Annotated in this window: 17 protein-coding genes; 5 read left to right on the forward strand and 12 right to left on the reverse strand. The window is 58.7% G+C overall.

From position 1 onward, the window contains the following. Positions 1–299: 299 nt before the first annotated feature. On the forward strand, positions 300–2,912 hold the full coding sequence (locus tag AC3Y64_RS15780; RefSeq protein WP_489984385.1) for a bifunctional diguanylate cyclase/phosphodiesterase: 2,613 nt from the start codon (positions 300–302) through the stop codon (positions 2,910–2,912). A gap of 6 nt (positions 2,913–2,918) precedes the next feature. Here the strand turns inward: AC3Y64_RS15780 and cydB are convergent, their stop codons facing one another. The 9 genes from cydB to AC3Y64_RS15825 all read right to left on the reverse strand — a co-directional run bounded on the left by cydB (position 2,919) and on the right by AC3Y64_RS15825 (position 9,336). Beyond that, positions 2,919–3,920, reverse strand: coding sequence for a cytochrome d ubiquinol oxidase subunit II (gene cydB / locus AC3Y64_RS15785; RefSeq protein WP_489984386.1), 1,002 nt, complete (start codon positions 3,918–3,920; stop codon positions 2,919–2,921). 12 nt (positions 3,921–3,932) lie between these two features. Then, positions 3,933–5,309: a cytochrome ubiquinol oxidase subunit I gene (locus AC3Y64_RS15790; RefSeq protein ID WP_489984387.1), complete on the reverse strand. Its 1,377-nt coding sequence runs from the start codon at positions 5,307–5,309 to the stop codon at positions 3,933–3,935. Between the two features lie 12 nt (positions 5,310–5,321). Next, positions 5,322–5,534: a hypothetical protein gene (locus tag AC3Y64_RS15795; RefSeq protein WP_489984388.1), complete on the reverse strand. Its 213-nt coding sequence runs from the start codon at positions 5,532–5,534 to the stop codon at positions 5,322–5,324. A gap of 92 nt (positions 5,535–5,626) precedes the next feature. Beyond that, positions 5,627–6,103, reverse strand: a complete 477-nt coding sequence (locus AC3Y64_RS15800) for an HhH-GDP family DNA glycosylase (protein WP_489984389.1) — start codon at positions 6,101–6,103, stop codon at positions 5,627–5,629. A gap of 29 nt (positions 6,104–6,132) precedes the next feature. Then, the gene (locus tag AC3Y64_RS15805) at positions 6,133–7,062 is read right to left on the reverse strand and encodes a ZIP family metal transporter (protein WP_489984390.1); all 930 of its coding nucleotides are present in this window, start codon (positions 7,060–7,062) and stop codon (positions 6,133–6,135) included. Positions 7,063–7,071: 9 nt separating this feature from the next. Further along, on the reverse strand, positions 7,072–7,332 hold the full coding sequence (locus AC3Y64_RS15810; RefSeq protein WP_489987982.1) for a hypothetical protein: 261 nt from the start codon (positions 7,330–7,332) through the stop codon (positions 7,072–7,074). A 131-nt stretch (positions 7,333–7,463) separates the two neighbouring features. After that, entirely contained in the window at positions 7,464–8,273 is an 810-nt protein-coding gene (locus AC3Y64_RS15815; RefSeq protein WP_489984391.1) for a DUF3618 domain-containing protein, read from the reverse strand. Next, positions 8,270–8,698 carry a phage holin family protein gene (locus AC3Y64_RS15820; RefSeq protein ID WP_446829809.1) on the reverse strand — a complete coding sequence of 143 codons (429 nt, stop codon included), beginning with the start codon at positions 8,696–8,698 and terminating at the stop codon, positions 8,270–8,272. The genes AC3Y64_RS15815 and AC3Y64_RS15820 overlap by 4 nt, the downstream gene beginning before the upstream one ends. After that, complete coding sequence (locus AC3Y64_RS15825; RefSeq protein ID WP_489984392.1) at positions 8,698–9,336, reverse strand: hypothetical protein; 639 nt, start codon at positions 9,334–9,336, stop codon at positions 8,698–8,700. Before AC3Y64_RS15825 ends, AC3Y64_RS15820 begins: the two co-directional genes overlap by 1 nt. A 264-nt stretch (positions 9,337–9,600) precedes the next feature. Between AC3Y64_RS15825 and AC3Y64_RS15830 the strand changes: the two genes are divergently transcribed. Beyond that, positions 9,601–9,954 (forward strand): low affinity iron permease family protein, encoded by a 354-nt coding sequence (locus AC3Y64_RS15830; RefSeq protein WP_158956551.1) that lies wholly within the window; start codon positions 9,601–9,603, stop codon positions 9,952–9,954. Positions 9,955–9,971: 17 nt separating this feature from the next. Beyond that, positions 9,972–10,304, forward strand: coding sequence for a hypothetical protein (locus AC3Y64_RS15835; protein ID WP_489984393.1), 333 nt, complete (start codon positions 9,972–9,974; stop codon positions 10,302–10,304). A gap of 1,291 nt (positions 10,305–11,595) precedes the next feature. On the opposite strand, the gene ppk2 is transcribed toward AC3Y64_RS15835, so the two are convergent. Continuing rightward, complete coding sequence (gene ppk2 / locus AC3Y64_RS15840; protein ID WP_489984394.1) at positions 11,596–12,411, reverse strand: polyphosphate kinase 2; 816 nt, start codon at positions 12,409–12,411, stop codon at positions 11,596–11,598. Between the two features lie 173 nt (positions 12,412–12,584). Here ppk2 and AC3Y64_RS15845 point away from each other — a divergent pair, with 173 nt between their 5' ends. After that, the gene (locus tag AC3Y64_RS15845) at positions 12,585–14,711 is read left to right on the forward strand and encodes a TonB-dependent receptor family protein (RefSeq protein ID WP_489984395.1); all 2,127 of its coding nucleotides are present in this window, start codon (positions 12,585–12,587) and stop codon (positions 14,709–14,711) included. Positions 14,712–15,355: 644 nt separating this feature from the next. Further along, positions 15,356–16,264, forward strand: coding sequence for an enhanced serine sensitivity protein SseB (sseB, locus tag AC3Y64_RS15850; RefSeq protein WP_489984396.1), 909 nt, complete (start codon positions 15,356–15,358; stop codon positions 16,262–16,264). Positions 16,265–16,323: 59 nt separating this feature from the next. On the opposite strand, the gene AC3Y64_RS15855 is transcribed toward sseB, so the two are convergent. Next, a complete protein-coding gene (locus AC3Y64_RS15855) occupies positions 16,324–17,193 on the reverse strand; it encodes a hypothetical protein (protein WP_489984397.1) in 870 nt (289 codons plus the stop codon). Continuing rightward, positions 17,186–17,599: a hypothetical protein gene (locus AC3Y64_RS15860; RefSeq protein ID WP_489984398.1), complete on the reverse strand. Its 414-nt coding sequence runs from the start codon at positions 17,597–17,599 to the stop codon at positions 17,186–17,188. Before AC3Y64_RS15860 ends, AC3Y64_RS15855 begins: the two co-directional genes overlap by 8 nt. Positions 17,600–17,744 lie beyond the last annotated feature (145 nt).

Genomic DNA, 17,744 nt, shown 5'->3' on the forward strand with positions numbered 1-17,744 from the left:
CCATTATCCGGTTTTTCAGCGGGAAGTCTCGTGCTTTCGGGATCGGCCGCTGACCGGCGCCCCGCCAGCGGCGCTGCGTTGGCGGCCTATCTGGCGAGCAACTCGCGGACCCGACCTCCCGTGACTCGATATGCACTTCCCCGCCCGATTGCGCCCGGCCAGTGGTCGCCTGATCGCGCCCAGAGAGCGCAAATTACGCGGCGTTCGCTACGCTTTGGGAGCAGTCATGTAGAACCATCGGAACATTGCGCCCGCGCTGTGGTTCTAGATTTAACAGACAGCGGATCAAGGACGAGCACATGGACATTTCCAGCTATGCGGCGCCCCTTCCACCCCGGCAAGGTGCCGTCACCCGGCGTCTGGCGGTGGCCGTCGGCGCGCTGTTCGTCACCGGGGTCATTGCGGCCAGCGTCGCCCTGCTGGGCATTGCCAACCGGCTCGACCGTGAAGAAGTCGAAGAAACCGGGTTTTATTCGGCCCGCGCCCTGGAAAACCGCATCACCGCCTCGAAAAACTACATCAGCAGTTACGCCTACTGGACCACGGCCTACGAGCATCTCGGCGATCCGGTCGACACTAACTGGGCGTACACCGAGCAGAATGTCGGCAAAACCCTGTTCACCAGCGACGGCTATGACGGCGTGTTCGTGCTTGACCGCGAGCGCACCCGCTACGCTGTGGTGCGCGGCCAGTTGCTCGATTCGGACATCGCCGAGTTTCTGCAAATGCCCGCCGCCGCGCTGGTGCATCAGGTTCAGAGTCAGCCCGATCTGAGCAAACCCGTCAGCGTTTATTCACTGTTCGAAGGCTGGCCGGCATTGGTGTCGGCGGCAGCGATCATGCCCAACGATGAACGTCCGTTGGGCGATCCGCAGAAAACCTCTGTGCTGGTTTTCGTCGACAAACTCACCCCGACCAAATTGCGCGCCATCGGCAGCGGCTATGGCCTGCGCAATCTGACCCTTGCCCCCAATGAAAGCATCGATTCAGACCGGCCACGGGTAGCACTGGACAACACCGGTTTCAGCCTCATCGCCGACCAGGAACGCCCCGGCCAACAACTATTGTGGTCATTGTTGCCGACGCTTGGCGCCACGATGCTGGTGCTGATGTTGCTGACTGCTTACTTCTTCCGCCATGCCCTGCGCTCTTCGCAATACGTCGATAAAAGCTTCGCGGTGATGCAGGCCTCCAACCAGGCGCTGGACTCGGTCAACCGTGGCCTGGAAGCCAGCGAAGAACGTTTTCGCGCCGTGGCGGAAGCGGCGTCGGACTGGATCTGGGAAGTCGACCGCGACTTGTCGCTGACGTATCTGTCGGCGCGTTTCAGCGAAGTCACCGGTTACCCGCACACCGCCTGGCTGGGGCAAGACATCGGCCAGTTGCTGTGTTGCGACACCACGCCACTGGAATTGTGGCTGAGCAAACTGACCGAGGAGGCCAACGCCAGCGACTTGCGTTGCACCTACCGCGACCATGCCGGCCAGCAGCGTCACTGTCGCCTGTCGGCGCGGCCGATTTATGACAAAAACACGGTCATCGGCTATCGCGGCACCGCCAGCGACATCACCGACGAGGTCGCCGCCCACGCGCAGATTCAGCACCTGTCAATGCACGACGCCCTGACCGGTCTGCCCAACCGCAACAAACTGGCGCGCTATCTGGAGGATGCCCTACTGCTCAAGGAACACTCGCCGGCGCTGTCGCTGCTGATGATCGACCTCGATAACTTCAAGCCGATCAACGATTCCCTCGGGCACCCGGCCGGCGATGCGGTGTTGCAGGAAGTCGCCGCGCGCCTGCGTGAATGCACCCGCGAACACGACATCGTCGCCCGCCTCGGTGGCGATGAATTCGTAGTGGTACTCAATGGCATGGACAGCCCCAACGAAATCGACAAATTCTGCACGCGGCTGATCGGCAGTCTGCATCAACCGGTGCTCTTCGAGCAGCATCCGCTACACATCGGCGCGAGCATCGGCATCGCCCTCAGCCGCCGCCACGGCTATGTCGCCAGCGATTTGATCCGCTACGCCGACATCGCGCTGTATAAGGCCAAGTCCGAGGGCAAGAACACTTGGTGCTATTTCGAAGCGCACATGAGCGACCAGATCCAGACTCGCCGACAGCTGGAAGATGACCTGCGCCATGCGCTCAAACACAACGAATTCGTTTTGCACTACCAGCCGCGCTACAAGGTCGATGGCCAGCAGATCGTGTCCGTCGAAGCGCTGGTGCGCTGGCAGCACCCGACTCAGGGCTTGCTTGGGCCGGACCTGTTTATTCCACTGGCCGAGCAGACGGATCTGATCGTGCCGCTGGGCCGTTGGGTGTTGCGCGAGGCGTGCGAAACCGCGTTGACCTGGCCGGTGGACATTCTGCTTTCGGTGAACCTGTCGCCGGCGCAATTTGCCGTCAGCGACGTGGTCGAGGATGTGCGCGAAGTGCTGGTGCAAACCCGCTTCCCGGCCAGCCGCCTGGAGCTGGAGATCACCGAAAACGTCATGCTCAACGACACCGACGGTGCGCTGACCACCATGAACGCGCTCAAGGAACTCGGCGTGCGCCTGAACATGGATGACTTCGGCACCGGCTATTCATCCCTCGGCTACCTGCGCGCCTATCCGTTCGACGGCATCAAGATCGACAAGCGCTTCATCGCCTCGATCAGCAGTGGCACCAATGACCGCGCGGTGGTGCAAGCCATCATCGGGCTGGGCAAAGCCATGGGCCTGACCGTCACTGCCGAGGGCGTCGAGACCGAAGAACAACTCGAGATTCTCGGCAAAGACCAATGCAACGAGGTGCAGGGCTATTTCATGAGTCGACCGATCGACAAGGCAGCGTTCGCGCAGTTGTTGCAACGCTCCAGAAGCACCCAGCCTGCGCATAAGAAAGGTCGCGTGACCTGAGCCGGATCACGCCTGGCCGCTGACGCGAACCTTGCCGCTGAACACACGAAAGCCGTAGGTGTTGTAAACCAGCGTCACCGGGATCAGCACGGCGAAACCGATCAGCATGAACATCTGGCTTTTCGGGCTCGACGTCGCCGCCTGCAAGGTGAGGTTTGGCGGCACAATCAACGGATACAGCGCGACCAGCATCAAGGCAAAAGCCAACACGAACACGCCGAGTGCGGCGAACAACGGTACGCAGTGCCAACGCGCGCCAAACCCCAGCGTGAATACGACCAGTAACCCTGCGAGCACTACGCTCGCCGAAAGCCACACCCGTGGATCAGTCAGCCGCTGCGCATATTGCGCTTGTAACGTCGCGGTCCAACCGACCAGTACCACCAGCAACAGCACGGTCATCAGCGCCAGTGCCCGGGCTTGCCACGCCGAGCGCCGGTGTAACTGTTCTACGCAGCGCCAGTACAACCAGCACGCGCCGAGCCACGTGTAACCGAAAACCAGCACCACGCCACAAAACAAAGGAAACGGCGCGAGCCATTCGCTGCCATTGCCGGTGTACTGACCGCCCTCGTGAACAACCCCTTGCACCAGCGTGCCGAGCACCACACCTTGGGTCATTCCGGTGACCAGTGAACCACACAGCAATAATCCATCGACGGCTCGCTTGCAGCGCTCGCTGGGGGCGTGGTCGCGAAATTCCAGGGCTACCGCGCGGACAATCAGCGCCACGAACATCAGAATAAAAGGCCAATACACTGCAGGCAGGAGCACGGCATACGCCAGCGGAAACAACGCCAACAGTCCGCCGCCACCGAGCACCAGCCACGTCTCATTGGCGTCCCAGATCGGCAGGATCGTCACGGCCATGGCGCGTCGATCCTTGGGGTCGCGGGTCAGGCCCATCAGCACACCAACGCCCAGATCGGTGCCGTCGAGCAACACATAGTTCATCACCGAGAACGCCAGGGCGCCGGCACACAATAGGGTAATCCACTCGGTTTCCATGGCTGCGCATCCTCAAGAGTGGCCCGTTTCATCCGCCAGGGTTGGCTGCGGTCCAGCTTCATCCTCGTGCGGCGGCTCGCGCAAAAGACGCAGCAACACCCACAGGCCGATGCCGAAGATCAGCAGATAAAACAGCAGAATCAGCCAGGTCGATCCCAGCACTTGCGCCCGCGACACCGACGACAGGCTGTCCGCCGTGCGCATCAGGCCATAAACCGTAAACGGTTGGCGGCCGACTTCGGTGACGATCCAGCCACTGAGCATCGCCAGAAACCCGGCCGGGGCCAGGCACACGCAACTCCATAACCATGCGCGTGACGTGTGAAGGCGCTGCCGCCAGCGCAGATGCAAACTGACAAGGCCTTGCAGCAACATCAGGATGCCCAGCCCGACCATCACCCGAAAGGCAAAAAACACCGGCGCCACGGGCGGGATATCCGCGCGCGGAAACTCGTCCAGCGCGGCAATCGTGCTACTCAAGTCGTGCCGCAAGTACAGCGAGCCGATACGGGGAATCGCCAACTCCCAATGATTGCGTTGTTCAGTCATGTCCGGCCAGGCAAACAAGCGCAGCGGTTCCCCTGCCCCAAGCGCTGGCCGCGTCCAGGATCCCTCGATGGCAGCGACCTTTTGCGGCTGGTGGTCGAGGCTGTTCTGCCCGTGCAAATCGCCGACCACGATCTGCAACGGCGTCAACACGACGATCACCCACAGCGCCATCGAGAATTGCACCCGCGCCCGGGGATTGTCAGAGTCCTTGAGCAACTGCCAGGCGCTGACGCCGCCGACAAATGTGGCGCTGCCCAGCAACGCGGCCAATGTCATGTGTAACAGTCGATAGGGGAACGATGGATTGAAAATGATTGCCCACCAATCGTCGGCGATGAATCGACCGTCTGCGGCAATCGAATAGCCGGCGGGCGTGTGCATCCAGGAATTGGCGGAAAGAATCCAGAAAGCGCTGAGCAGCGAACCGACCGCCACCGCGCACGTCGCGAAAAAGTGCAGGCGAGGCCCGACTTTTTTCATACCAAAAAGCATGATGCCGAGGAACCCGGCTTCGAGGAAAAATGCCGCCAATATTTCATAAAACATCAGCGGGCCAAGGATATCGCCGGCCTGCACCGAGAGGCGCGACCAGTTCAGTCCGAACTGATATTCAAGTATCAGTCCGGACGCCGTGCCCACCGCCACATTCAGCGCGAACACCTTCAACCAGTATCGATAGACGTCCAGATAAACCTTGCGCCCGGTCTTCAACCACAAGGCTTCCAGCACCATGAGGAAGTTGGCCAAGCCGATCGTAAAAGCCGCCAGCACGATATGGAAACTGATCGTGATCGCGAACTGGGCGCGTGCGGCCAATAGCGCGGAATCAACCGTGTCCATGCAGGCGTTCGTTCATTGAGTTCGCTCGTTATCGCTGGTGAACACGCTGCCCGCATCCCGCACCAACTGCCGCCATTCGGCGCTGGTGATCAGACCTTGCTCCTCCATTTCATCGGCGGCCTTGAGCAGTTCGTCGTACTGCTCCTCCGGATCCAGATGCCTCTGCGGCTGCGTCGCCAGTTCGCGCCATGCCGCCAGTTTTGTTTGCTTTCGCTGATCGAACATAGGGGCTACTCCTTGAGGGCTCCCCCGGTAGAAAGACAGAGCCTCGAGGTGGTTCAGCGCAGTCGACGGATGGAGGTTTATTCGCCGCGACGTTAACGCGGCTCCTGAACGGAACTGCCATGGCGGCGCTCATTCGAACCGTACAGCGCAGCGGCAGCTTCCCGCATGAAAATCTCCACCGTCTTCGGTCCTACCCCTTCAAATTCCGACAAGCGTTTTTCGAATGCCTGACGATCAGCGCTCGCCGCAACGATGTTGCTGACCTTGCCGGCGTATTCAGTGTTCAGCTTCTTGGCCAGTGCCAATAACCGCGTCGCTGTGGTCTCGTCGTAACGCACGTAATGCGCTTGCCCCAGCATTGCGACCAACTGACGGTGAGTGCGATGGGCGATTTTCTGTGGTGTATCGCACTGGTGTTGCTCGACGATCACCTGATACGCCTTGGCGGCAATCGCGCCCTGAATTCTTTTGCCCATCAGGAAACTGGCGAGCAGCCATTTGAACAGCCCGGCTTCGTTTGCACCTTTCAGGTCGATGTGTAAGTCCTGCGCGCTGATGATTGTGCTCACGGTTTCATTCCTTCCAAGAACGCCACGCGCTAACCCAACGCGGTATCAAGAAACATCATCACCCCGAAACCGAGCATCAGCCCCAAGGTCGCGGGTGTCTCATGACCGTTGCGGTGAGTCTCGGGAATCACCTCATGGGACACCACGAAAATCATCGCGCCCGCTGCCAGACCCAGCGCAATGGGATAGCCCAGGGCAAAGCTGCTGGAAATCCCCAAGCCGACGATGGCGCCAATCGGTTCCATCAAACCAGAGCCCACCGCAATCAGCGCTGCGCGCAGTGCCGAGATGCCGGTCACGCGTAACGCCAGAGCGACCGCCAGACCTTCGGGAATATCCTGAATGGCGATCGCCGTGGTCAGCGGCAGTCCCACTTTCATGTCGCCGTTGGCGAAGCTGACGCCAATGGCCATGCCTTCCGGCAGGTTGTGCAGGGTAATCGCGAGGACGAACAGCCAGACCCGATTGATGCGCTGCGCGTCGGGGCCACGGCGTCCGCTTTTCTCGTGTTCGTGAGGCACGAAGCGATCCAGCCCCACCATCAATGCGACGCCCAATCCCAATCCGGCAACGACGACACAGGCGGCGAGCAGCTGATTACCGCACAGCGCTTGAGCGGCTTCGATACCGGGCAGAATCAGCGAAAACGAACTGGCGGCCAGCATCATTCCGGCGGCGAAACCGAGCATGATGTCTTGGGTGCGGGCGGCGATATCGCGCAGCGCAATCGCTAGCACCGCACCGATGGCCGTCGCCGCGAAGCCTGACAAGCCGCCGAGAAAGGCAAAGTGCAGATTTTGTTTGTTGGCACCGACGAAGGCGCCATATCCGCTGATCAACAGGAAAACAGTCACGCCAATCAGCACTGACCAGAAAACCCGTCCACCCCATCCGGAGCCTGTAAACCGGGCGAACCAATAGCGGAAAGAGGCACCGGATGAGGTCAAAGGTTCGGGCATGGCAATCTCCTATTTTGCTGTCTGGTGATAATCGTCGCCGGCCACCGCGCGCAGGTACGCCACATCAGCTTCTCTGCGCAGGTCGCGCCACTCGTCCCAACTCAAGATGCCCAAGCGATCCATCTCGTCCGATTGGCGCAGCAGTTCGTCGTGATAGGCGTCTGGGCAATCCCTGCGCAATTCAAGGTTTTCCAGCGCACGTTGCCATGCCGCAAGGGCGAGTAATTTGTTTTCTTGTGCGAGTGTCAGTTGGTTCTTGAAAGCGTTCATTTCGCTCACCCCCGAACATTTCCCGGTTGAGCAACCGAGGTTGGGTTAGGTTCAAAATGTCTGACGAAAACTGGATGACCTGAAAGAACCAAAAAAGGGAGGCCTGTTGCGGGCCTCCCGGTAGCGCGGCGTCAGGCGGTGCCCAAACCTCGGGAAAGATCTGCGCTCGCCGACGGTGTGACAGGTGAAGCATCAGACCCTGTCTGCTCAGTGGTTTTCGTCACGGTATCGCGCACCGCTTCATAACCCTCTTGCGCCTGCTTTTTCACTTTGTCGACCAGGCCCGCACTGGTGCGCCCCATGTAGCGTTGTTCGGTTTGGGTCGTGGGCAGTGCTGCGCCCAGCAAGGCTCCGAGGGCGATGCCGGCAGCGGCCACCACCAAGGGTTGTTCCCTGAGCAACTGGTTGAATTGCTGCCCTAACACCTGGGAGTTGCGTGTCAGCCGATCACCAGCGTCGTGCATGGCGTGGCTAAGGTTTTCGCCCGCCGCACCGACGTTTTCGCCCAGATGCGCAGCCTTGCCCTTGAGCGACTGGTAGCCGCCCTTGATCGAGTCAGCGGTCTGGTGCATATGCTCGCGCGCGCTGCCCAAACCTTCAGCCAAACCGTCGGCCCACTCGCCGGCCTTGTCCTGATCAGGCCCGGAGCGATAGGTCGGTTGCGGCACCGGTGGCCGATTCTGGCTCATCATCAGCCAGAGCAATCCGACCGAGGTCAGCACGGCGGGCACCGGGTTGTTGCGCACGCTGGTGCCGAGATTGCTGATGAAGGTCGAGCCATTGTTCTGCATCATGCCCCACGCTTGGTCGAACATCTGGCCGGGGGTGAATTTGCTTTCCAGCTTGTCGACGATGTTGCCGATACTGGCGCGTTGCGCGTCGATTTCCCGCTCGATCTGTTCAGGGCTCTTTTGCGACTCGATATCCAGTTCAGTGTTCATGAGACTTTCCTCCGCAGCGCTTCCTGATCCTTGTTCAAGGCATCGAGTGTCCGGTCAGGTTTGAAGTGGGATGGCTCAAACTGTTTTTTGCCCGACTGCAGCATGGCGAAGCCAATGATCATTACCACCACGCCGACGATCAGCGCAGCCAGCCACGGCGCCATGAACAGGCTCAAGCCGTAGACCGCCGACATCAGCAGAATGATGAAGCCTGCCAGGAACACAATCGCACCACCCGCCACCGCAGCGATGCCGGCCTTGAGCGTATTGAGGCTGGTCTGCAACTCGACTTTGGCCAGCGCCAATTCCTTGGTAAACAACGCAGGGACTTCGCGGGATAACTGCCGTAACAGGCCAACCATTGAAGCGTCGTCAGTGGGCGCGAGCGGTCTTGTTCCCGGGAGATCCGGATCGTCTCTGTTCATCACAATGCTCCTTTGGTGCTGGGCGAAACTGCGCCTGATGCACCGGCAAAGTCGGTGGGATGGTCGTGTTCATTGGGCGATGCAGGGGTGATGCCGGTCGCGAGTCCCGGGTTCGGGTCGGTGGACGTTTCGTAAGGCCGATGTACGCCATAGCCTCCGGAGGGCGGCGTCGAGCTGCCGGCGGCTGGGTCGTGACCCGCGCTGACGGTGGCCGCCGCCGAGGTGCCGGCCTTCAGGAAGCGCGACAAACCGAACCCGATGGCGACACTGCCGGCGATAAACAGTGCGGGGTTGTTGCGCGCCAGATCGGCGGCATCATGCAGGAGTTGTTCGGCACTCTTGCCACGCAGATTCCCGGCGAGGCCAGTCATCAACTCCGCCATATCGGTGAGATAGTCGGACATGCCCAGTGTGTCCTTGTCCTCCAGTTCGGAGACAAAGCTCTTCGCGCCTTGCGCCAATGCCTCGATTTGATCGGCGGCGGTATCGCGGTATTGGCCGAACTGCGCATCGGCCTGTTGCCTCGCGCCACCGAGCGCTTCGGTGACGTCCTCCTTTAAATGCTCAAAGTCTTGTCCGGGCTTAACGTCTGCAGGATCGCCTGTTTGCGAGCCCGCCCTGCTGTCTGAAGTATTCATGTGGCCCCTCGCCTTCTGAAAGAAAACGTCTAATGGGACTACACAGCAGAATTGCCCTGAGCCCCTCATAGCAGAGGACGGGGCAGCTTCAGCCAGAGTTCAAAGTGGATGATCAGCGTGCGAACCCGGCAATCGCGCTGAATGGACTTAGGCGGCGCGGAACTGATTCAGCGACTCGAGACGCCCGACGAAAGGTTCGAATGTAATAAAGTATTTCAAGCAAACCGGTTGTCTAGTCCAGACCTACCACGAGAGTTCGCACTGATGAAATTTGCACGTTTCTGCCAAGCGTTATCCAACTGGGCAGGCAGCTCGAAAACCTTTCTTTTGGCCATCGCTTTGATCGGGGTGTGGGGGCTGACGGGGCCTTACTTCCACTACAACGACACTTGGCAACTGATCATCAATACCTCGACAACCATCATTACCTTCCTGATGGTGTTCCTGATCCAGAACACGCAGAACCGCGACAATGACATCTTGCATCTGAAGATCGACGAACTGATTCGCGCGACTCAGGACGCACAGAACGCCATGTTGGGCCTGGATAAAATGGGCTCGAAAGATCTTCGAAAACTGCGCAAGCACTACAGCGCGATGGGTGAAGAGCAGGATTGAATGATCAGAGGTGAGGCATGCATCCAGTGACGCCGGACGGTCGTTACTTCGTTGTCAAAGGGCAACTGTGGCGCTGTTCGAATCCAGCGCTGGAAGAAGATGTGCGTCAGCGTCTTGTCGATGCGCTCATGGCGGCTCGGCGGGAAGTCCGGAAGGCCAAGGCGTCGGGCGATGCGGCGCAGATGCAGCAGACACGGCAGGATGTAGACCGCGCCAAGGTTGCGCTCGGAGAACGGGGCCCTGTCTGGTGGGATGATGGCAGCGCTGACTTCAACCGGCACCGGGTGGCAAATTCTCCCTATGCCGAGTGGTTCAGCGCGCTGCCCGAGGCCCAAACAGGTCGGGGGTAGTGCGTTTGCGATGGCGGTGTATCTGTGCCGAACAAGGTGCCTGACCCACCGCCATCGCTGGCAAGCCAGCTCCCACAGGGATTGGCGCTGTAACTGGATTTTGTGACCGCCACAAAACCCTGTGGGAGCCAGCCCTGCTGGCGATAGCGAACTTTCTGTACCGAAGTAGTTGACTGAAACACCGCTATCGCTTGCAGGGCAAGCTCCCACATTGATCTGCGCTGCACCTGAATCTTGTGGCCGCCACAAAACCCTGTGGGAGCCAGCCCTGCTGGCGATAGCGAACTTTCTGTACCGAAGTAGTTGACTGAAACACCGCTATCGCTTGCAGGGCAAGCTCCCACATTGATCTGCGCTATACCCGAATGTTGTGATCGACACACAACCCTGTGGGAGCTAGCCCTGCTGGCGATAGCGAACTTTCTGTACCGAAGTAGTTGACTGAGACACCGCTATCGCTTGCAGGGCAAGCTCCCACATTGATCTGCGCTGTACCCGAATGTTGTGATCGACACAAAACCCTGTGGGAGCCAGCCCTGCTGGCGATGGCGGTGTGTCTGTGCCGAACAAGGTGCCTGCCCCACCGCCATCGCTTGCAGGGCAAGCTCCCACACTGATTTGCGCCGTACACGAATGTTGTGCCTTCCACAAAACCCTGTGGGAGCTAGCCCTGCTAGCGATGGCGGTGTGTCTGTGCCGAACAAGGTGCCTGACCCACCGCCATCGCTTGCAGGGCAAGCTCCCACATTGATCTGCGCTGTACCCGAATGTTGTGATCGACACACAACCCTGTGGGAGCCAGCCCTGCTGGCGATGGCGCTGTATCTGTGCCGAACAAGGTGCCTGACCCACCGCCATTGCTTGCAGGGCAAGCTCCCACATTGATCTGCGCTGCACCTGAATCTTGTGGCCGCCACAAAACCCTGTGGGAGCCAGCCCTGCTGGCGATGGCGGTGTATCTGTGCCGAAAAAGGTGCCTGACCCAATGCCATCGCTTGCAGGGCAAGCTCCCACATTGATCTGCGCTGTACTCGAATGTTGTGATCGACACACAACCCTGTGGGAGCCAGCCCTGCTGGCGATGGCGACCTTTCTGTACAGAAGTAGTTGACTGAGACACCGCTATCGCTTGCAGGGCAAGCTCCCACATTGATCGCGCCAGGCACAGATTTAATGGGCAACCCAAAACCCTGTGGGAGCTAGCCCTGCTAGCGATGGCGGTGTGTCTGTGGCGAGAATACCGACTGACCCACCACTTTCGCGAGCAAGCTCGCTCCCACAATGTCCCCCGTCAGAACGTCTCGGCCACACGTCGGTACGGATAGTTCGGCTCTTTGTACTTGCCTGGTTTCTGCCGTTTCGGCAATTCAACTTTCTCGCGCTTCACGTCCTCATACGGAATGCGGCTGAGCACATCGCTGATGATGTTCAGCCGGGCGCGGCGCTTATCGTTGGAATCGGCGACCAGCCATGGCGCATGCTCGGTATCGCTGTGCTTGAACATTTCATCGCGCGCTCGTGAATAGTCGTACCAGCGGCTGTAGGACTTGAGGTCCATCGGTGTCAGTTTCCAGGTCTTGCGCCCGTCGTTGATCCGCGCTTCCAGTCGGCGCGTCTGTTCTTCGGGGCTGACCTCCAGCCAATACTTGAGCAGGATTACCCCGGACTGCACGATGGCATGCTCGACCCACGGAATCGATTTGAGAAACTTGTCAGCCTGTTCGTCCGTGCAAAAACCCATCACCCGTTCGACGCCAGCGCGGTTGTACCAACTGCGATCAAAGATCACCACTTCGCCGCCCGCCGGTAAATACGGCAGATAGCGCTGCACATGCATCTGGCTCTTTTCGCGATCCGTCGGTGCGGGCAGTGCGACCACGCGGAAAACACGCGGGCTGACACGTTCGGTCAGCGCCTTGATCGTCCCGCCCTTGCCGGCGCCATCGCGGCCTTCGAAAACGATACAGACCTTCACGCCTTTGGCGATCACCCACTCCTGCAACTTGACCAGTTCGACGTGCAACTTGCGCAATTGCTCGAGGTAATCCTTGTTCTTCAACTTGGGCATTTCAGCGCCCTTGGCGGCTTTTTTCTTGTCTTTGCTCATGAACGAACCCTCGCGGATGGTCGGGAAAGAGAGGCAAATTGCAGACTGCTGAGGTTAGTCCATGACCCGCTGTTTGCCATGGCCCGACAAAAAGCAAAATCGCCATGTGTTTCCTTCGTTCTTTCTTACGTCGCACTGTTCATTGCCCGCCCTTGTTTGCCTGGAGTTTTTCGATGCCGTCGCCCAAATCCCTGCCCACTGCCCTGCTGGGCCTGGCCCTCGCCTGCCCGGCGATGGCCGAGACTCAAGGTCTGGAACTGGGGCAAGTGCTGATTTCGGCGGATGAGCGCAGCGGTTCGGACGCCAGCGTTGAAGAAGCCAAGGCGCGCCTCGATCAGGTGCCCGGCGCCACCAATGTGGTCGACATGCGCCAACCGTTGCAGGGTCGCGTGGCGAGTAATCAGGATGTGCTGGCCTATCAGCCGGGCGTTTACGCGCAGTCGGCGGGCAACGAAGGTGTGAAGATTTCCGTGCGTGGCTCGGGCATCAACCGCGCGCCGGGGGCCCATGCGTCGGGGCTGTACACGATGCTCGATGGCCTGCCGTTGAGCGGTCCCGGCGGCACGCCGTACGAATTGCTCGAACCGCTGTGGGTCGATCACGTGGAAGTGCTGCGCGGCGCGAACGGTTTTGATCGTGGCTCGCTGGCTCTCGGCGGCGCCATCGATTACGTCAGCCACACCGGCTACAACGCGCCGAAACTGCAAGTGCGTTACGCCACCGGCAGCCACGGTTATCAGCAGCGTCAGGTCAGCTCCGGGCAAGTGCTCGGCGACTTCGATTACTACGTGTCGCTCACCGATTCCAACGCCGATGGCTACCAGGATCACACCGCCAGCGAAAGCAAAGGCGTGATCGCCAACTTCGGCTATCGCTTCAATCCGAATCTGGAAACCCGCTTCTACATCCGCTACCGCGATACCGACAACGACCTCGCCGGCCGCGTGACCAAGCATTCCATCGAACACGATCCACGGGCGGCGAATCCGTCGTATGTCGCGCGCGACGACAGCCGCAAACAGCCGGGCAGCACTTTCATCGGCAACAAGACCACTTGGTACATCGACGACGATTCGAGCATCCAGACCGGCCTCGTCTATCACGACTATCCGATGGATTTGCGCGAAGGCCCGAACCGCTTGAAAGTCGCCTACACCGACGTCAGCGGCACCTTCGACTACAAGCGCCGCGACACGCTTTTCGGCATGGAAAGCCACAGCAATGTCGGCCTGCGCGTGACCAAACACCTGCCCAACGACGGCGCCAGCGAATTCGTGCGAGTTCCGTCCGGCAACACCGCCGGTTATGCGCCGGGCACAAAAATGCGCGACTTCACGTATCAGGGTTCGGACACCGTCCTGCACTTCGGCAATGACCTGGAAATCGCCGACGACCTTTGGCTGACCACCGGCCTCGCCGCCATCTATACCCGCCGCGAAAGCGATGTGACTTACCCGCAAAGCGGCGGCAAAACCAGCATGAACGACTGGGATTACGCCCCGCGTATAGGTCTGCGCTACCAGATCAACCCGGACCTGCAAGTGTTCGGCAACCTCAGCCGCTCCGTCGAAGCGCCGCACCCGTGGTCGCTGATCTACAGCTCCAACGTGCGCTTCCCTGCCGGCAATGGCGCCGCGACCGGCACGCAGAAAGATCCGATCAAACTGCAAAACCAGACCGCGACCACACTGGAATTGGGGGGCCGAGGCGACAGCGCCGTCGGCGAATGGAGTCTGGCGTGGTACTACGCGCAGGTTCGGCATGAACTGCTCTCGGTGCTGCCGGACGCCAATGCCGTCACGCCGTATGAGTTGAACGCCAGCCCAACCGTGCACCAAGGTATTGAAGCCAGCCTCAACAGCAAGCTCTGGTCGGCTGCCGATGGCGGTCAGTTGAGCTTGCGTCAGGCGTATACCTTCAGCGATTTCCATTACCGCGATGATGATCGCTTCGGCGACAACCGCCTCCCCGGCCTTCCGATGCATTACTATCAGGGTGAATTGCGCTATGACTGGCCGCAGGGGTTCTTTGCAGCGGTGAACACGCAGTTGGTGTCGAAAGTTGCCGTGGACTATGCCGACAGCTACTACGCCGATCCCTACGCGCTGTTCGGCGCCACGCTTGGTTACAACGCGCCAAAAGGCGACTGGCAAGGCTGGGTGGACATGCGCAATTTGACCAACAAACATTATGCGGCGACGGTCACTCCGGGCTACGACGACAAAGGCCTGGACGCCGCGCGATCGACGCCGGGTGAAGGGATGGGGGTGTATGTCGGGGTTTCGTGGAGTTTGCTCTGACGCCTGCCCCTACTGCGACGACTGACTGGCTGTGCCGAATGTGTTGGCCGAAACACCGCCATCGCTTGCAGGGCAAGCTCCCACATTGATCTGCGCTGTACTCGAATGTTGTGATCGACACAAAACCCTGTGGGGGCCAGCCCTGCTGGCGATAGCGGACTTTCTGTGCCGAAGCAGTTGACTGAAACACCGCCATCGCTTGCAGGGCAAGCTCCCACATTGATCTGCGCTGTACCTGAATCTTGTGGCCGCCACAAAACCCTGTGGGAGCCAACCCTGCTGGCGATAGCGGACTAACAGTGCCAAATACGTCGGCTGACACACCGCCATCGCTGGCAAGCCAGCTCCCACATTGATCTGCGCTGTACTCGAATGTTGTGATCGACACAAAACCCTGTGGGAGCCAGCCCTGCTGGCGATAGCGGACTAACAGTGCCAAACGAATCGACTGACCCACCGCCATCGCTTGCAGGGCAAGCTCCCACATTGATCTGCGCTGTACCTGAATATTGTGGCCGCCACAAAACCCTGTGGGAGCCAGCCCTGCTGGCGATAGCGGATTAACAGTGCCAAATAAGTCGGCTGACCCACCGCCATCGCTGGCAAGCCAGCTCCCACAGGGATTGGCGCTGTAACTGGATTTTGTGGGCGACACTGAAATCTGTGGGAGCGGGCTTGCCCGCAAAGGCATCAGTCGAACCAACGGCGATGTATTTGATCTACGCTTTGCCCTGTTTTTGACCGAGTCACGGATGAATACCATGGAAACCCAAACAGAAAACCCGCTGGAAACCAGCCTCAAACTCGCCGCTGACGAACCCGCCCATCGCCCGGCGTTTTTCAACACTCTGCTCAACTCGAACGTGTACATCCTCGGCACCGCGGGCGAGGCAGAGGGCCACGTCAATCTCGAAGCCGGCAGCAACATCAGCATCGCCCATTGGCAAAAACCGGACGGCACACCGGTCATCCCGTTTTTCTCCTCACTGCAAACACTGCAGCAGTCCATCGACAGCGAGCAGACCTACCTCGAAATACCCGCCAGATCGTTGTTCGAAATCACCCTCGGCGCCCTACTTTTTCTGAATCCGAAATCGCCCTACGGCAAAGAATTCTTCCCGGAAGAAGTGAGCAATCTGCTTGCCAATGCCGTCGGCCAAGCCGCCACGACGCGCACGGTGGAGAAAGAAACCAACGTGCTGCTCGGCCAGCCTGCTGAATATCCATCCCAAATGGTCAACTCACTCACGCAACTACTCGCCAAACATTCCAATGTGAAACGCGCATATCTGGCATTGATGCACGACACCTCGGTCGACGAAAAACCGCATCTGATCGTGGGTATTGAAGCGGACGGCGATATTGATCGAGTCATGCGCGAAGCGGGCAATGTTGCCGGGGATACCGCGCCGGATGGCGGGCCGGTTGATTTGTGCCGGGTGATCGAAGGGGAAACGGGGCTGAGTGATTACTTTCTCAGGGAAGTGACGCCGTTTTATGAAAGGAAGCGGGGCAGTAAACTGCGTTCGTTTTTTGGTTTTGGTAAGGTGTAATCAAGCTCAATTTCAACAGAGCAAGCCCATTCGAAAAGGGCTTGCTCGCCTTGACGCCACTATGGTGCTTCGACTTGGCTGGTTGTGCCGGTCGAACGGCTGCACATCGCAATCAGATCCTTTTTCTGAGTGGGATCCGTCGTACTTTTGATCAGGTTAAGGCACTGCTCCAACACAGCATATCGCTGCAGGCCCTGCGTGAGGTTTTGAGCAGCGACCCCGGTAGAAAACATTTTCCCTAACTGGTGTGAAACGCCTGAGGTGCCATCGCTTTTAAGCCCTGAATCAAAACTGCCGAATACAGACATTGCATCGCGCTTGGTGATACTCAGTATTTGACTAATCTTTTCTTTAGTCTGACCCGCTTCGACTTCCTTCTTTTTTATACCCTCATCGACGTTAGCGACAGTTTCTTTGACTTGAACTGGCGTGAGTTTTTGCTCGGAACTGAGCTTGTTTTCTACGTCAGGAGGCAGCAATACCAACTCAGACAGCTTCATAGAAAGTGGTTTGGCCTCAAGGGGAATTTTATTATCAATCAATGTTTTGTTTTGGATAAGTTGGTTTCTTGCCGACCTCAGTAAATTCACCTGCTGTTCTTTTACGACAAGGTCTTTTGTCAGCTTCGCTACAGCTTGTTGTTGCTCCGGAGTGGTAGCAGTCTGCGCAGCTTGGGGTCCCTCGCCATACGTTGCATATATTTCCTTGATTGGCGTCATGACACCTTCGGTTTCTTTCGACACAGCCAAAGGAACATACGCAGCATCGATATTCTTGAAACCAAGGTTCATGCTGAATCCCGTTGATTCTGTCGTAGGCGCTGAAATATCAATGCCCAGCACTTGCTTGGAGGTATACACCAGAGGTGCTTGCTGCAACGGTGAGCATCCACTCATGAGCAGCGTTGTGATCAGGATGTATTTATTCATTTGGGGCTCCTTGCGCGGGATAGATGCACAGGGTGCTGACGTCCACCCCGGCGGCTTCAAACGTGGTTCTTAAGGTATTGGCAGCTTCGGCACTGGGATTGATGAATACCGCTGCGCATTTACTGGTGGGGATACTAAGGAAGGTTTCTTTGCTGTAGCCGATAGAGAGTCCGGTCGGGCCGCTGATAATTCCGACACCGCGACTTTCCAGATACAGGGTTTTTTGCGCTTGCGTCGAATCGATGGTGTAAATGGGCAGTCCGTAATACTTTTGAACCAAGGAGCCATCGTCATAAATATTGATGACGCTACAGCCCGATAGCGTGGCAACTGCCACTAAAGCAGTTCCAGTCGCAATGAACCACGCGCCTGCGAGGGCGGACTTCATATCCCGGCAATTGAGCATCGAGCGTCCTTGCTTAGTGAGGTGCTGCGAGTGGTTTAACACCCGCTATGTGTTGACCTAAAAACCAATATAGACGGGTTTTCAAACACTGCTGCCAACGCCGAATATTTATTAATGCAATGTTGAACGTCATGCAATGGAGATA

This window comes from Pseudomonas sp. 4CAES_32.4, from assembly GCF_058136335.1.

Coding starts and splice junctions, on each gene's coding strand:
- AC3Y64_RS15780 (WP_489984385.1), top strand. CDS start 300: ATGGACATTTCCAGCTATGCGGCGCCCCTTCCACCCCGGCAAGGTGCC.
- cydB (WP_489984386.1), bottom strand. CDS start 3,920: ATGGAAACCGAGTGGATTACCCTATTGTGTGCCGGCGCCCTGGCGTTC.
- AC3Y64_RS15790 (WP_489984387.1), bottom strand. CDS start 5,309: ATGGACACGGTTGATTCCGCGCTATTGGCCGCACGCGCCCAGTTCGCG.
- AC3Y64_RS15795 (WP_489984388.1), bottom strand. CDS start 5,534: ATGTTCGATCAGCGAAAGCAAACAAAACTGGCGGCATGGCGCGAACTG.
- AC3Y64_RS15805 (WP_489984390.1), bottom strand. CDS start 7,062: ATGCCCGAACCTTTGACCTCATCCGGTGCCTCTTTCCGCTATTGGTTC.
- AC3Y64_RS15810 (WP_489987982.1), bottom strand. CDS start 7,332: ATGAACGCTTTCAAGAACCAACTGACACTCGCACAAGAAAACAAATTA.
- AC3Y64_RS15815 (WP_489984391.1), bottom strand. CDS start 8,273: ATGAACACTGAACTGGATATCGAGTCGCAAAAGAGCCCTGAACAGATC.
- AC3Y64_RS15820 (WP_446829809.1), bottom strand. CDS start 8,698: ATGAACAGAGACGATCCGGATCTCCCGGGAACAAGACCGCTCGCGCCC.
- AC3Y64_RS15825 (WP_489984392.1), bottom strand. CDS start 9,336: ATGAATACTTCAGACAGCAGGGCGGGCTCGCAAACAGGCGATCCTGCA.
- AC3Y64_RS15830 (WP_158956551.1), top strand. CDS start 9,601: ATGAAATTTGCACGTTTCTGCCAAGCGTTATCCAACTGGGCAGGCAGC.
- AC3Y64_RS15835 (WP_489984393.1), top strand. CDS start 9,972: ATGCATCCAGTGACGCCGGACGGTCGTTACTTCGTTGTCAAAGGGCAA.
- ppk2 (WP_489984394.1), bottom strand. CDS start 12,411: ATGAGCAAAGACAAGAAAAAAGCCGCCAAGGGCGCTGAAATGCCCAAG.
- AC3Y64_RS15845 (WP_489984395.1), top strand. CDS start 12,585: ATGCCGTCGCCCAAATCCCTGCCCACTGCCCTGCTGGGCCTGGCCCTC.
- AC3Y64_RS15855 (WP_489984397.1), bottom strand. CDS start 17,193: ATGAATAAATACATCCTGATCACAACGCTGCTCATGAGTGGATGCTCA.
- AC3Y64_RS15860 (WP_489984398.1), bottom strand. CDS start 17,599: ATGCTCAATTGCCGGGATATGAAGTCCGCCCTCGCAGGCGCGTGGTTC.